General features: G+C 62.7%; 12 protein-coding genes. 2 read left to right on the top strand and 10 right to left on the bottom strand.

Going from position 1 to position 14121, the window contains the following annotated elements:
* Nucleotides 1-17 precede the first annotated feature (17 nt).
* Nucleotides 18-782 carry an alpha/beta hydrolase gene (locus BM269_RS26165; protein WP_139232879.1) on the top strand — a complete coding sequence of 255 codons (765 nt, stop codon included), beginning with the start codon at nucleotides 18-20 and terminating at the stop codon, nucleotides 780-782.
* Between the two features lie 9 nt (nucleotides 783-791).
* Here BM269_RS26165 and BM269_RS26160 read toward each other — a convergent pair whose 3' ends face one another.
* The 3 genes from BM269_RS26160 to BM269_RS26150 are packed head-to-tail and all read right to left on the bottom strand — an operon-like array spanning nucleotide 792 to nucleotide 4090.
* A complete protein-coding gene (locus tag BM269_RS26160) occupies nucleotides 792-1832 on the bottom strand; it encodes a DUF2157 domain-containing protein (protein WP_090444510.1) in 1041 nt (346 codons plus the stop codon).
* Nucleotides 1833-1847: 15 nt separating this feature from the next.
* The gene (locus BM269_RS26155) at nucleotides 1848-3863 is read right to left on the bottom strand and encodes a DNA repair helicase YoaA (protein ID WP_170860487.1); all 2016 of its coding nucleotides are present in this window, start codon (nucleotides 3861-3863) and stop codon (nucleotides 1848-1850) included.
* A 26-nt stretch (nucleotides 3864-3889) separates the two neighbouring features.
* Nucleotides 3890-4090, bottom strand: a complete 201-nt coding sequence (locus BM269_RS26150; protein WP_055931517.1) for a YdcH family protein — start codon at nucleotides 4088-4090, stop codon at nucleotides 3890-3892.
* A 135-nt stretch (nucleotides 4091-4225) separates the two neighbouring features.
* Between BM269_RS26150 and BM269_RS26145 the strand changes: the two genes are divergently transcribed.
* A complete protein-coding gene (locus BM269_RS26145; RefSeq protein ID WP_090444503.1) occupies nucleotides 4226-5032 on the top strand; it encodes a PP2C family protein-serine/threonine phosphatase in 807 nt (268 codons plus the stop codon).
* Here the strand turns inward: BM269_RS26145 and BM269_RS26140 are convergent.
* From BM269_RS26140 to BM269_RS26110, 7 genes are all read right to left on the bottom strand, one after another.
* A complete protein-coding gene (locus BM269_RS26140) occupies nucleotides 5029-5745 on the bottom strand; it encodes a hypothetical protein (RefSeq protein ID WP_090444500.1) in 717 nt (238 codons plus the stop codon). The genes BM269_RS26145 and BM269_RS26140 overlap by 4 nt on opposite strands.
* A gap of 13 nt (nucleotides 5746-5758) precedes the next feature.
* Nucleotides 5759-6856 (bottom strand): cell division protein ZapE, encoded by a 1098-nt coding sequence (gene zapE, locus BM269_RS26135; RefSeq protein WP_090444497.1) that lies wholly within the window; start codon nucleotides 6854-6856, stop codon nucleotides 5759-5761.
* Between the two features lie 110 nt (nucleotides 6857-6966).
* Entirely contained in the window at nucleotides 6967-8400 is a 1434-nt protein-coding gene (lpdA, locus tag BM269_RS26130) for a dihydrolipoyl dehydrogenase (protein ID WP_090444494.1), read from the bottom strand.
* A gap of 13 nt (nucleotides 8401-8413) precedes the next feature.
* A complete protein-coding gene (locus tag BM269_RS26125) occupies nucleotides 8414-8743 on the bottom strand; it encodes a PspC domain-containing protein (protein WP_090444491.1) in 330 nt (109 codons plus the stop codon).
* Between the two features lie 69 nt (nucleotides 8744-8812).
* Nucleotides 8813-10048, bottom strand: a complete 1236-nt coding sequence (gene odhB / locus BM269_RS26120; protein ID WP_090444488.1) for a 2-oxoglutarate dehydrogenase complex dihydrolipoyllysine-residue succinyltransferase — start codon at nucleotides 10046-10048, stop codon at nucleotides 8813-8815.
* Between the two features lie 74 nt (nucleotides 10049-10122).
* Nucleotides 10123-12978, bottom strand: a complete 2856-nt coding sequence (locus tag BM269_RS26115) for a 2-oxoglutarate dehydrogenase E1 component (RefSeq protein WP_090444485.1) — start codon at nucleotides 12976-12978, stop codon at nucleotides 10123-10125.
* Nucleotides 12979-13151: 173 nt separating this feature from the next.
* Entirely contained in the window at nucleotides 13152-14051 is a 900-nt protein-coding gene (locus BM269_RS26110) for a LysR family transcriptional regulator (RefSeq protein WP_090444483.1), read from the bottom strand.
* Nucleotides 14052-14121 lie beyond the last annotated feature (70 nt).

The raw sequence follows: 14121 nt of genomic DNA, 5'->3' as shown, positions 1-14121 counted from the left end.
GGCACAGGAGATGGCAAATGAGGATGCACACGCTGGCATGGCTGGCCCTCGCGCTGCACGGCGTGGCGCAGGCCGGGGAAGTCCTGCTGGATATTCCGACGCGGCCCGGCGCCACCGTGCGTGTGCTGGAGATGACTGGCGAGCACACAGCCGGCCACGTTGTGCTCTACCTGGCCGGCGGCTCGGGCCAGCGCGGCTTGCAGGGCGTCTGGCCGGGCAGCCTGCCGACCGATCCGGATACCTTGTTCGGCGCGCAGCGCCAGATGGCAGAACAAATCGGCGCCATGGTGGCGCTGGACACCGCCAGCGACCATGAAGTGCTGGATATCGACAGCCGCCAAGGCGCCGCGCACCGGCAGGATGTGGCCGCCGTGCTCGATTTCATGCGCAAGCGCCATCCGCAGGCGCGCATCGTCCTGATGGGCAGCAGCGACGGCGCCTTCTCGGCTGCGTATGTCGCCAACCGCTTGCCATCAGTTGATGCGGTGGTGCTGGTCAACGGCAGCGGCGATGCCTGGGCCGAAGTGCCGCACCTGAAACGGCCGGTGCTTGGCGTGCATCACCGGCGCGACGCCTGCCTGCCGTTCCGCGAAAGTTATCGGAAAGCGCGCTTCTTTCCCCTGATCGCAGTTGACAGCCTGGCTTTCCCGCAGGTCTACGCCGGCACCCTGCGCGACTGCAGCCGTGAAAGCGCCCACGGCCTGCACGGCCAGCGCTCGCAAGTCTATCGGGCAATCGGCAACTGGCTTGTTACCGGCGAAGCGCCGCCGGAACTGCGCTAGGCCGCAGCTTCACGCGCGGCGTTCGACCAGCAGGCGCACGGGACCGGGCAGCCATTGGCGCAAGCCGGCCCCGATCGCTGCTTCGCGACGCTGCCAGAACACGCCGGCGGCGATGATGGCGATGCCGATTGCGGTCAGGGCGACCGGGAACAGCAGACTGTCGCGGAAAACGGTGTACGACAAGTGGCCAAGGTAGCCGGCCAAGCCAAAGCCGCCAAATACGGCGAAAACGCGGCGCGACAAGGCTGCTCCGATGCCGATCATCAGGACGTTGATCAGGCAATAGACCAGCTTTCCGAACTCGCTGCCTGAGTCCATCGAAGACAAGGCGCCCCAAAACGTCAGTACGCCCCAGATATACAACCAGAACGCATAGTCCTTGCTACTTCGGTTGCGCAGGTCGATCCACAGCGCAAGCAGCGTCATGGCGACGCCGAATACCGCCGAGATGATCTTGCCTTCGCGGGAGAACAGGCTGTAATGGCCAAGCAGCATTTCGGTCACATCCATGCTCATGTACCACAGGGTCACAGCCAGCGGCATCACCGTGAACGGCATGCGGTAGCGCCACAGCACTACGGCGCCGGCAGCCAGCGTGGCCAGCTCCATGAAGATCCAGCGCCAGTCGATGTAGTAGTGGTAATTGCGGTACGAACTGCCGGCGCCACCGCCTGCCCATAGGCCCAGCATATGCTGCAAGCCATAGACTGCAAGCGGCACCAGCACCACGGCGAAGGCCGCCAGCACCCCGGCCGGCAGCACCAAGCCGCGCACGCGCAGCCATTCGACCGCGCCTAGCGCCGCCACCATATAGCACATCGAAATGAACAGCAGGCCGGTGCCGCCGAACGACTCCCAGCCCAGCGTCATGAACAGCGACATGGCGCCGATGGCGATCAGGCCCCCCAGGTAATACAGGATGTGCGCCGGCTTGAAGCCGGGCGTATGCTGCTCACGCTCGACCAGGAACTGCCACAAGCGCCCAGCCTGGCCTGCATCCAGCAGGCCCTGGCCTGCAGCCTCATCCAACATCGCTCGCGTCAGTTTCATTGCGTATCCCTGGGCTCAATGACCTTTGAAGAATTCCAGGACGTCGGCCGCCTCGCGCGTACGCTTGAATGGCGGCAGGCTTTGCCAGATGCGGCGGCCGTAAGGCTTGGAGATCACGCGCGGATCGCACAGCATCAGCACGCCGCGGTCGCCCTCGTCGCGGATCAGGCGGCCGGCGCCCTGCTTCAGGTTGATGATCGCTTCCGGCAGGGTGTGGCCCATGAAACCGTTCAGGCCCTGGCGCTCCATCACTTCGATGCGGGCCGCCAGCACAGGATCGTCAGGAGGCGCGAAAGGCAGCTTGTCGATGATCACCAGCGACAGCGCTTCGCCGCGCACGTCGACGCCCTCCCAGAAGCTCTGGGAGCCGATCAGCACCCCGTTGCCGGCCTTGCGGAACTGGTCCAGCAGCTCGGTACGGCCACGGTCGCCCTGCACGAACAGCGGGAACTTCAGGCCGCGCTTGTCGAATTCGTCGCGCAGGCGGTCGGCCGCGCGCTTGACAGCGCGCAGCGTGGTGCACAGCAGGAAGGTGCGGCCGCCGGCCGCTTCGATGACCGGCAGCGCCGCATCCAGCACGGCATCGGTGTAGCCCATCGAATTCGGGTCCGGCAAGCCCTGCGGCACGTACAGGATGCCCTGCTGTTCGTAATTGAACGGGCTTGGCCAATTGCGCGCCACTTCATTCTCCAGGCCCAGTTGCTGGGCGAAGTGGGTGAAGTCGTTTTTCACCGCCAGCGTGGCAGAGGTGAAGATCCAGCTGCGCGGCACGCCTTCACGCTGGCCATTGAAGATCGGTGCGATCGACAGCGGCGTTTTATGCAGCTGCAGCGAGCTTTGGAAGGCTTCGACCCAGAACACGGCCTCTTCGCCGGCAGCCACTTTCGCTTTCGGGTCGAATTTCCACGCTTCCAGGCGGGCCGACAGCTCGTTGCCGCGCACGCGGCATTGTTCGATGGTTTCGGCGCGCTCGGCGTTCTTATCCAGCACCTCCACCATGTCGATCAGTTCATCCTTCAGCGTCTGCAGCGCGGGGAAGAAATCGCTGGATGGCGCGATCTGCGGCAGCGACATGCGCACGATGTCCTGCGTGAAGGTCAGGCGCAGGTCGCGCGCCGCCTTTTCCACCGGCGTGACGACTTTGGCCCATTCGGCGCCGTCGCGCGCATGGGCCAGGCCCTCGGCCAGCACGTCGCGGCACAGCTCCAGGATCTGCGAGGTGGAGACGCTGTCGCCAAAGAACAACGTGGCGGTATCGGGCAGCTGGTGCGCCTCGTCGAAGATGACGGTGTTGGCGGAGGGCAGCAGTTCGGCCACGCCGGTATCTTTCAGCGCCACGTCGGCAAAGAACAGGTGATGGTTGACCACCACCACGTCGGCCTGCTGCGCCTCGCGCCGCGCCTTCATCACGAAGCAATCCTGGTAGTACTGGCACTCCTGCCCCATGCAATTCTCGCGGGTCGACGTCACCAGGTTCCACACCAGGGCATTTTCCGGCACGCGCGCCAGTTCGGCCTTGTCGCCGGTGCTGGTCATCTTCAGGAAGCGCGAAATCTCGCGCAGGTAGCCGACATCTTCGCGCGAAGTCATGCGGCCGTTCTGCAGCGTGCGTTCCAGGTGGTAGTGGCACAGGTAGTTGGAGCGCCCTTTCAGCAGCGCCACCGACACCGGCGCCTGCAGCGCGGCGCGGATGGTCGGGATATCGCGCAGGAACAACTGGTCCTGCAGGTTCTTGGTCCCGGTGGAGACGATGGTCTTGCCGCCCCACAGCAGGGCCGGCACCAGGTAGGCGAAGGTCTTGCCGGTGCCGGTACCCGCTTCGGCGATCAGGGTCTGCTGCTTGGCGATGGCATCGGCAATCGCCTTGGCCATCTCGGTCTGCGATTGGCGCGGACGAAAGCCGCCCACCGCCGGGCCCAAGGGGCCGCCGGGTCCAAACAGGCGCTCAATATCGGCGTCGTGCGCCCCCGGAGGAAAAACCGGATCGTTCGGCGCGCCGGGAGCGGCGGTCGGCTGTTGTGGATCTGTCAAGTTCGTAGAAGAATGAGTGGCCCTGCTCAGGCCGGTACGTCGGGCACCAATTGCATTTTCAGCAGGGTGATATAGTCTTTCAATTGCAACTTGCGCTTCTTGAGGCGTCGCAACTGAAGTTGATCGTGGTGACCATCCAGGGTCAACATTTCAATGACTGCATCCAGGTCGCGGTGCTCAACATCGAGCTCAACGATGCGACGCTGGATTTCTTCTTTGTTGATCATAAATGGAAAGTCGGCACGATTTCGATTAACGTTTGCTTACAGTTTCGTAGCGACAACAGGCTATACTTGCAACGAAACTGCATACTGTGCATAGTTTAACTCAGGTAGTCATTGGAAAGAAGCTGTCAACTCCCTATGAGCACGTACAAAATCGAGGCCGGAACCGCGCAACATATCGGTAGCCGGCCCCAACAAAATGACCGTGTCGCGTTGTTTACGGCGCAGAAAGCGCCCGGCTATGTGCTGGCCGTGCTGGCCGACGGTATCAGTGGCGGCGCCACCGGTGCTGAGCAGGTGCTGCATACCGCCAAACAATTGTTTGATGAATACCGGGCCGCGGAGTCGGTCCACTTGCCGCGATTGCAAGAATTGCTGCGCGAAATTGCGAACGACGTCCACCAGATCCTGGTCATGGACCCGCGTACCGGTGCCAGCGAGCCGCAGTCGAGCGTGGTGCTGATGGTGCTGACGCCCGAACGCCAGGCCGTCTGGGCCATCGTCGGTGACTCACGTTTGTATCGTTTCGACAACAAGGAATGCCTGGCCCGCAGCAGCGATGCCGACTATGTCGCCCACTTGATGGAGAAGGAAAACCTGCCCGAAGAAGCGGCGCGCAAGCACCGCCAGGCCAAGCTGCTCAGCAACGCGCTGGGGAACAAGCATCGCGACCCGTTCGTCACGTTCGGCGTGCAGGAGAACCTGAAGGCAGGCAATGCGTTCCTACTGTGCTCGGACGGCTTGTGGTCTTACTTCGCGGACGTGGAACTGGCGAGCGCAATCGCCAAGAAATCGCCGCGCGAGGCGGCTGAACTGCTGATCAACAAGGCGCGCGAACGGGCGCAGGGCAAGGGCGACAACTGCTCGATGGCGATCATCAAGCTGGTCGCCCCGCCAAAGGAGCCGGTCAACTACACGGTGCAGAAGCTGCGCAAAGCCGTTTAAGGCTTCTTCGCGGCGTCGGCCTTGGCCGCTTCGGCCTTGGCCTCGGCCTCGGCTTTCGCGGCTTCGGCCTTCTGCGCTTCGGCGGCACGGCGCTTTTTCTCTTCCTTCTCGGCCACCTTGGCCTTGACTTGCGCCTGCCGCTTTTCCGATTCCACTTTCTTGCGCTCGAACGCAGCCGCCTTGGCTGCGCGCTCCGGCGCCGCAGCTGCTTCCTGGGCGGCGCGCGCGCGCTCGCGGGCGTCATGCTCCGCCTGGCGCTGCTGCACCGACACCGCCGCCGGTTTCTTTGCCGGCTTCAGCTCAGGATTGGGCCGCGGCGGCTTCGGATGGGCGGTGTTATAGGCCGCTTCGGCGGCATCCTTGCGGGCGCGGTCTTCCAGCTCGCGGTCGCGCACGTCCACCGCACTGCGGCGCTTGAAGTAATTCGCTTCCACTTCCACCGAGCGCAGCTCGGCCATGCGCAGGCGGCGCTGCTCCTTGGCCTCGTCGATGCAGGCGTTGACGAAGAACTTCTCGTAGCAAAGCTGCTCGCTGGCGTTGAACTCCGCCTCCACCGATGCGCGGTCCTTGGCCACTTGCGCCAGGCGCGCGTCGGCCTGCTCGATCGAGTGCGTTTCGGGGATGCGCGGGGCTCCCGTTGCCGCCGGACGGCCGATGTCCTGCGCCAGCACCGCGCTTGGCAGCATCAAGGCCAGCCAGATCCAGTTCTTCAAATTTTTCTCCTTGTCAGGACAGCTTTTCGGCAGCGCCGCGCTGTTCCTTTTCCATATACTCGCGCGATTGCATCTCGACGATGCGCGACACGGTGCGGTGGAATTCGTTGGACAGCACACCGGAGGTGTACAGCTCCTCCGGCTCCACCTCGGCCGACATGATCAGCTTGACCTTCTGGTCGTAGAACACGTCGATCAGCCAGGTGAAGCGGCGCGCTTCGGACGATTGTCCGGCCGACATCATCGGAATACCGGACAATATCACGGTATGGAAGCGGCTGGCGATTTCCAGGTAGTCGTTCTGCGAGCGCGGGCCGCCGCACAGCGTGGCGAAATCGAACCAGATGATGGTACCCGCGCGGCGCAAGGCTTTCAGTTCGCGGCCCTCGACATGGATGCGCGGGTCTTCATCGGAGGTCTCTGCGACACGCGCGAAAGCTTCGCGCAACTGGTGGTCGGTATTGGCGTTGAGCGGCGTGTAGTAGGCATCCACCTGCTCCAGCGCGCGGCCGCGGTAATCGACGCCGGCATCCACGTTCAGCACATCCATCTTTTCCTTCAGCAGGGCGATGGTGGGCAGGATGCGGTCGCGGTGCAGGCCGTCCGGGTAAAGCGTGGACGGCTCGTAATTCGAGGTCATGATGAAGGACACGCCGTTGTCGTACAGCGCTTTCATCAGGTTGTACAGGATCATGGCGTCAGCCACGTCCGATACGTGGAATTCATCGAAACAGATCAGGCGGTACTTCCTGGCGATCCGTTTCGCCACTTCGTCCAGTGGATCTTCCACGCCGCGCAGTTCGTCGAGCTGCATGTGGACATCGCGCATGAATTCGTGGAAGTGCAGGCGCGTCTTGCGCACCAGCGGGATCACCGAATAGAACGAATCCATCAGGAAGGATTTGCCGCGCCCTACCCCGCCCCACATGTACACGCCGCGCGGCGGCGTCGGGCGGTTGATCAGGCGTTTGAAGGAATTCGAGCGTTGCGACTTGTACTCGACCCATTCGTCGTAGCACTGCTGCAGGCGGTCGACGGCGCGCTGTTGGGCGGCGTCGGCTTTGAAGTCGCGCTGCGTGAGCGCGTGCTGGTAGAACTCTTGGACGTTCATGTTTATTTCAAACAGGTAAACCAGTGTCAGACCCGCAAGGTCTGACACTTATGACGCGGCTGTCGCGGGCCTGGTGCCTGACCCTGCGGGTCAGGCAGCGGTTTACCGGTTTAGAAGTTCAGCGTACGCTTGTCAACAGCCAGCGCTGCTTCCTTGGTCGCTTCGGACAGCGACGGGTGTGCGTGGCAGATGCGCGCGATGTCTTCGGCGGATGCCTTGAACTCCATCGCCACCACCGCTTCGGAGATCAGCTCGGAAGCCATCGGGCCCACGATGTGCACGCCCAGGATCTCGTCGGTGGTTGCATCGGCCAGGAACTTCACCATGCCGCTGGTATCGCCCAGCGCGCGTGCGCGGCCGTTCGCCAGGAATGGGAAGGTGCCGGCTTTGTACGCCACGCCTTCAGCCTTCAGCTGCTGCTCGGTCTTGCCCACGGAAGCGATTTCCGGATGGGTGTAGATGACGGATGGCAGGGTATTGAAGTTGGTGTGGCCATGCTGGCCGGCGATGCGCTCAGCCACGGCAACCGCTTCTTCTTCCGCCTTGTGCGCCAGCATCGGGCCGCGCACCACGTCGCCGATTGCCCAGACGTTCGGCAGGTTGGTCTTGCAGTCGTCATCCACGGTGATCATGCCGCGCTCGTCGACCGCCAGGCCCACTTTGTCGGCGCCCAGGCCGATGGTGTTGGCGGTACGGCCGATCGACACGATCAGCTTGTCGAACACGGACTTCTGGGCTTCGCCCTTGGCGTCGGTGTATTCAACGGTGACGTTGTTCTTGCCGGCTTCGACCTTGGTGATCTTGCAGGACAGGTTGATCGACAGGCCCTGCTTGGTCAGCAGCTTCAGTGCTTCCTTGGCGATCTGCTCGTCGACTGCGCCCAGGAAGGTCGGCAGGCCTTCCAGCACGGTCACTTCGGAGCCCAGGCGGCGCCATACGGAGCCCAGCTCCAGGCCGATCACGCCGGCACCGATCACGCCCAGCTTGGCCGGTACGGTGTCGATGTTCAGGGCGCCGGTGTTCGACAGGATCAGTTTCTCGTCGAACGGTGCGCCCGGCAGTGCACGCGGGTTGGAGCCGGTAGCAACGATGATCTGCTTGCCGGTGATGGTTTCGGTGGTCTGGCCGGAGATGGCGATCGGGTAGCCTTCAGCGCCAGCGGCGCCGGCGAATGCGCCGCGGCCGTGGAAGAAGGTGACCTTGTTCTTCTTGAACAGGAACAGGATGCCGTCGTTGTTTTGCTTAACAACGGTGTTCTTGCGCTTCAGCATCTGGGCCACGTCGAAGGACAGGCCTTCCACGTTGATGCCGTGCTCTTTGAAGCTGTGCGATGCATGGTCGAAGTGCTCGGACGATTGCAGCAGCGCTTTCGATGGGATGCAGCCTACGTTGGTGCAGGTGCCGCCTGGGGCCGGCTTGCCGGCGTCGTTGCTCCATTCGTCAATACAGGCTACGGAAAAGCCCAGTTGCGCTGCGCGGATGGCGGCGATGTAACCGCCAGGACCGGCGCCGATAACTACTACGTCAAATTGTTTGTTGCTCATGTCTTTTCCCAAATCATTGGTCGTCCGTGGGGACGAAAATCCACATAAGGATGTAAATCAGCCCCCCGAAGCCGAGGCATGTTGCGACCAGAACGAAGATCAGGCGCCAGATCCAGGATTCGATGCCGGATTGCCTGGCGATGCCGCCGCACACGCCGCCTAGCCAGCGGTCGGTGGTGGAGCGGCGCAGCTTGCCGACTTCAGCGACGAAATCGTCGCCGGCCTGCTGGCTGGTACCGCCGCCTTGCAGCAGCTTTTCCTTGGCTCGGGCGAATTCTTCATCGCTCAGGGCACCGGCCTGGTGCAATTCGTGCAGGCGCTTCAGTTCTTCGGAGACGCTCATGTGACTCCCTTCGTGTTTAAAACGGCAAGCCGGTGCCCGACCCTGCGGGTCAGGCAAGGCCTTTCTGGATTACAGGTCCAGCAGCAGGCGCGCAGGATCTTCCAGGGCTTCCTTCATTGCCACCAGGCCCAGGACAGCTTCGCGGCCGTCGATGATGCGGTGGTCGTAGGACATCGCCAGGTAGTTCATTGGGCGAATCACGATCTGGCCGTCAACGACAACAGCGCGGTCCTTGGTGGCGTGCACGCCCAGGATTGCCGATTGTGGCGGGTTGATGATCGGGGTCGACAGCATGGAGCCGAAGGTGCCGCCGTTCGAGATGGAGAAGGTACCGCCGGTCAGGTCTTCCAGGGTCAGCTTGCCTTCTTTGGCTTTCTGGCCGAATTCGCCGATCTTCTTCTCGATCTCGGCGATGCTCATCTGGTCTGCGTTGCGCAGGATAGGCACCACCAGGCCGCGTGGGGAACCCACGGCGATACCGATGTCGAAGTAGCCGTGGTAGACGATGTCGTTGCCGTCGACCGAAGCGTTCAGGATCGGGTACTTCTTCAGTGCGTGCACGGCGGCCTTGACGAAGAAGGACATGAAGCCCAGCTTCACGCCGTGCTCTTTCTCGAACTTGTCCTTGTACTTGTTACGCAGGTCCATGACCGGCTTCATGTCGACTTCATTGAAGGTGGTCAGGATGGCGTTGGTGGACTGGGACTCGACCAGGCGCTCGGCGATACGTGCGCGCAGGCGGCTCATTGGCACGCGTTCTTCCGGACGATCGCCCAGGTTGGCGGCGGCTGGCGCAGCAACCTTCTGCAGTTGTGCCTTGGGAGCGGCTGGCGCCAGCGGTGCCGGAGCGGCTGGTTTCGGTGCGGCGGCAGCAGCCAGGGCGTCGCCCTTGGTCACGCGGCCGTCTTTGCCGGAACCAGCAACGTCGGAAGCGGCGATGCCGGCTTCGGACAGGATCTTGGCAGCGGCTGGCATGGCAACGCCGGACTTGTCGGCGGCGGCAGCAGGAGCGGCGGCTGGTGCAGCGGCAGCAGCAGGAGCCGATGGGGTCGCGCCGGCAGCGGCTTCGGTATCGATGATGGCGATCACTTCGCCGGCAACCACGGTGGCGCCGTCGGCCTTGATCACTTGCACAACCACGCCGGCGGCTGGTGCCGGCAGTTCCAGGACAACCTTGTCGGTCTCGATGTCGATCATGTTTTCGTCGCGGGCCACTGCCTCGCCGACTTTCTTGTGCCAGGTCAGCAGGGTCGCTTCAGCGACGGATTCCGACAGTTGAGGAACTTTGACTTCGATTTGTGCCATTTGTTTTTTACTCCGAATTTTGTGTATTTTTTGCGCCGCCCGCATCGCGCGGGCGGCTCACCCGCTTATTGCGATTACTTGGTCAGGATGAAGCCCTTCAGCTTCGAGAACGCGGTTTCCAGCAGGTCTTTCTGCTGCGCGTAGTGCTTGTCGTAGTAACCCACGGCAGGCGAAGCGGAAGCTGGGCGGCCGGCGTATGCCAGCTTCTGGCCCGATTCCATTGCCTCGAAGATGTTGTGCTGGATCTGGAACCAAGGACCCTGGTTCTGCGGCTCGTCCTGCGCCCACACCACTTCGGTCAGGTTCGGGAACTTCTTCAGTTCAGCAGCGAACGCCTTGTGCGGGAACGGGTACAGCTGTTCGATACGCACGATGGCGGTATCGGTCACGCCGCGGGTCTTGCGGGTGTTGACGATGTCGTAGTACACCTTGCCGGAGCAGGCGATCACGCGCTTGACCTTCTTGGCATCGATGGACTCGTCCACTTCGCCGATCACGGTCTGGAAGGCGCCCTTGGCCAACTGCTCCAGCTGGGAACCTGCATCCTTGTTACGCAGCAGCGACTTAGGAGTCAGGATCACCAGCGGCTTGCGGAACTGGCGCACCATCTGGCGGCGCAGCACGTGGAAGATCTGCGATGCGGTGGTCGGCTGCACAACTTGCATATTGTTGTCAGCGCACAGCTGCAGGAAGCGCTCCGGGCGGCACGACGAGTGCTCAGGACCCTGGCCTTCGTAACCGTGCGGCAGCATCATGACCAGGCCGGAAGCACGGCCCCACTTCACTTCGCCGGAGCTGATGAACTGGTCGATCACCACCTGGGCACCGTTGACGAAGTCGCCGAACTGGGCTTCCCAGATGGTCAGGGTGTTAGGCTCGGCGGTCGAGTAGCCGTACTCGAAGGCCAGCACTGCCTCTTCGGACAGCACGGAATCGATCACGGTGAACGGTGCCTGGCCTTCTGCGATGTTCTGCAGCGGGATGTAGGTGCCGGCGTCCCAACGTTCGCGGTTCTGGTCGTGCAGCACGGCGTGACGGTGGGTGAAGGTGCCGCGGCCGGCGTCCTGGCCGGTCAGGCGCACTGCGTAGCCGGAGGAAACCAGGGATGCGAAGGCCAGATGCTCGCCCATGCCCCAGTCCAGGTTCATCTCGCCCTTGCCCATGGTGGAGCGGTCAGCCAGGACCTTCTCGACCAGCGAGTGCACTTTGAAGCTCTCAGGCACGGTGGTGATGGCAGTCGCCAGGCGCTTCAGCTCGGTCATCGGCACGGCGGTATCTGCCGCGTCGGTCCACTTGCGGTTCAGGAACGGCAGCCAGTCAACGGCGTACTTGTTCTTGAAGTTGGAGATCACCGGATCAATGGTGTGCTTGCCCTGGTCCATCGCAGCACGGTAAGCGGCCACCATGGCGTCGCCGCCGTCGGCCGGGATCACGCCCTGGGTGATCAGCTTGTCCGCGTACAGCTTGCGGGTGCCAGGGTGCTTGGCGATCTTCTTGTACATCAGCGGCTGGGTCAGCGCCGGGGTGTCCTGCTCGTTGTGGCCCAGTTTGCGGAAGCAGATGATGTCGACAACGATGTCTTTCTTGAACTGCAGGCGGTAGTCCAGGGCGATCTGGGAAGCCAGTACCACCGCTTCAGGATCGTCGGCATTCACGTGCAATACAGGAGCCTCGATCATCTTCACGACGTCGGAGCAGTAAATGGTGGAACGTGCATCGCGTGGATCGGAGGTGGTGAAGCCGATCTGGTTGTTGATCACGATGTGCACGGTGCCGCCGGTGCCGTAGCCACGGGTCTGCGCCAGGTTCAGGGTTTCCATCACAACGCCCTGGCCGGCGAATGCCGCGTCGCCGTGCACCAGGATCGGCAGCACTTGCGCGCCCTGCGCGTCGCCGCGGCGGTCCATACGGGCCTTCACGGAACCTTCAACCACCGGGTTGACGATTTCCAGGTGGGACGGGTTGAACGCCAGCGACAGGTGGACCGGGCCGCCTGCGGTGGAGATGTCGGACGAGAAGCCCTGGTGGTATTTCACGTCGCCAGCCGGCAGGTCGTCGGCGTGCTTGCCTTCGAATTCTTCGAACAGGTCCTTAGGCGCCTTGCCCAGGGTATTCACCAGCACGTTCAGGCGGCCGCGGTGGGCCATGCCGATAACGATTTCCTGCACGCCTTTTTCGCCGGCGCGCTGGATCACTTCGTCCAGGGAAGCGATGAAGGTTTCGCCGCCTTCCAGCGAGAAGCGCTTCTGGCCGACGTACTTGGTATGGAGGTAGCGTTCCAGGCCTTCAGCAGCGGTCAAGCGCTCCAGGATGTGCTTTTTCTTTTCCGCGGTGAAGTTAGGGGTCGAACGGATCGACTCCAGGCGCTCCTGCAGCCAGCGCTTTTCGGCCGGGTCGGAGATGTACATGTATTCCGCGCCGACGGAGCGGGTGTAGGTGTCCTTCAGCAGGTTGGACAGGTCGCGCAGGGTCGCGGTCTCTGGGCCGAAGTAGGTGTTGCTGATATTGAAAACGGTGTCCTGGTCGGCATCGGTGAAGCCGTAGAAGGAAGGTTCGAGTTCAGGAATGCTTGGACGCTCCTGGCGCTGCAGAGGATCCAGGTTAGCCCAGCGAGAGCCCAGGTAGCGGTAGGCTGCGATCAGCTGGGTGGCGGCCACGCGCTTGCGGCCCATTTCGGCGTCGGACGAAGCGACGATGGTGCGGATTGGACCCGCTTTCGCGCGTTCGGCGAAGGAAGCGATGACGGACGAGTGCACGACGTCTGGCTTGGCGCTGCCGTCAACTGCCGGCACGTTCTGCATGGCGTCGAAATACTGGCGCCAGTTGTCTGGCACGGAGCCAGGATTTTCAAGATACGCTTCGTACAGTTCTTCTACGTACGGCGCGTTCCCACCAAACAGGTAGGAATTGGACGTCTGTTGTTGCATCATTTCTTTGCTCACCTTTCTTCGCGCTTCGCGAGGAATTAGCGGGTTGTTCAAACCTTCCGCGACACGGCCTGACCGGTTAGCGGATTGCACATCAAGTTGTGGGGAAGGGCTCTGTGTTTCCAGATTTTCCAAAAACGGTCGCCTAGCATAGCACTGTCATTGAACTGAAACAACTAAAACTCCGATCCATGCCGGGCGAACCAGTCGGCCAGGTAATCGAGCAAGACCCGCAGTGCGGGCGGCATGTGCTGGCGCGATGTATAAATGGCATGAATTCCCAGCGCCTGCGCTTGCCAGTCCGGCAAGACTTGCACCAGCCTGCCATCCGCTATCAGCGGCTGCACCACGAAGCGCGGCTGCATGGCGATGCCTGCGCCCTGCCCGGCCGCCGCCAGCAATGCCATCGACTCGTTCGAAGACAGGTTGCCGCCTACCGGCACCTCTTGCGGCGGCTCGCCATCGCGCACCAGCGTCCACACACTCTTGCCGAAATAGCTATACGCCAGGCAGTTATGCCGCGCCAGCTCCTGCGGCGCGGCGGGCGCTCCATGCTGGGCCAGGTAGGACGGCGAGGCCGCCAGCATGGAGCGGCACTCGCCCAGTTTGCGCGCGATCTGGTTCGGCTCCAACGCATTGGTAATACGGATCGCCAGGTCGATGCGCTGTTCGACCAGATTGACGGCGCGGTTATCGACCTGAAGGTCGACCGTCACCTGCGGATACTGGCGCAGGAAGTGCGCCAGCGCATCGGCGAGCGCTGTCTGCGCCAGGAACTGTGCGCATGCCACCCGCAGCAAGCCGCGCGGTTCTCCCGCTCCCGCATCGCCTGCCGCCGGAATTGCCCCGGCCAGCGCCAGCAATTCGCGGCAACGCGCCAGCGTCACCTCCCCAGCCGCGGTCAAGCCCAGGCGGCGCGTGGTCCGGTGCAGCAGGCGCGCACCCGCCCACTCCTCCATCTCCGCCAGGTAGCGCGTCACCATGGCGCGCGACATATCAAGTGCCTCGGCGGCCCCGGCCAAGCTGCCGCGTTCGGCAATGGTGACAAAGACGTTGGCAGAAGCGATGCGATCCATATGAACGATTTATGCAATAAACAGTTTCAATATATCCTATTTTTCGATCATATCAAAAGGCCTACACTGG

This window comes from Duganella sp. CF458, from assembly GCF_900113115.1.
GTDB lineage: Bacteria > Pseudomonadota > Gammaproteobacteria > Burkholderiales > Burkholderiaceae_D > Rugamonas.
This window is presented reverse-complemented; position numbering and strand designations above follow the sequence as displayed.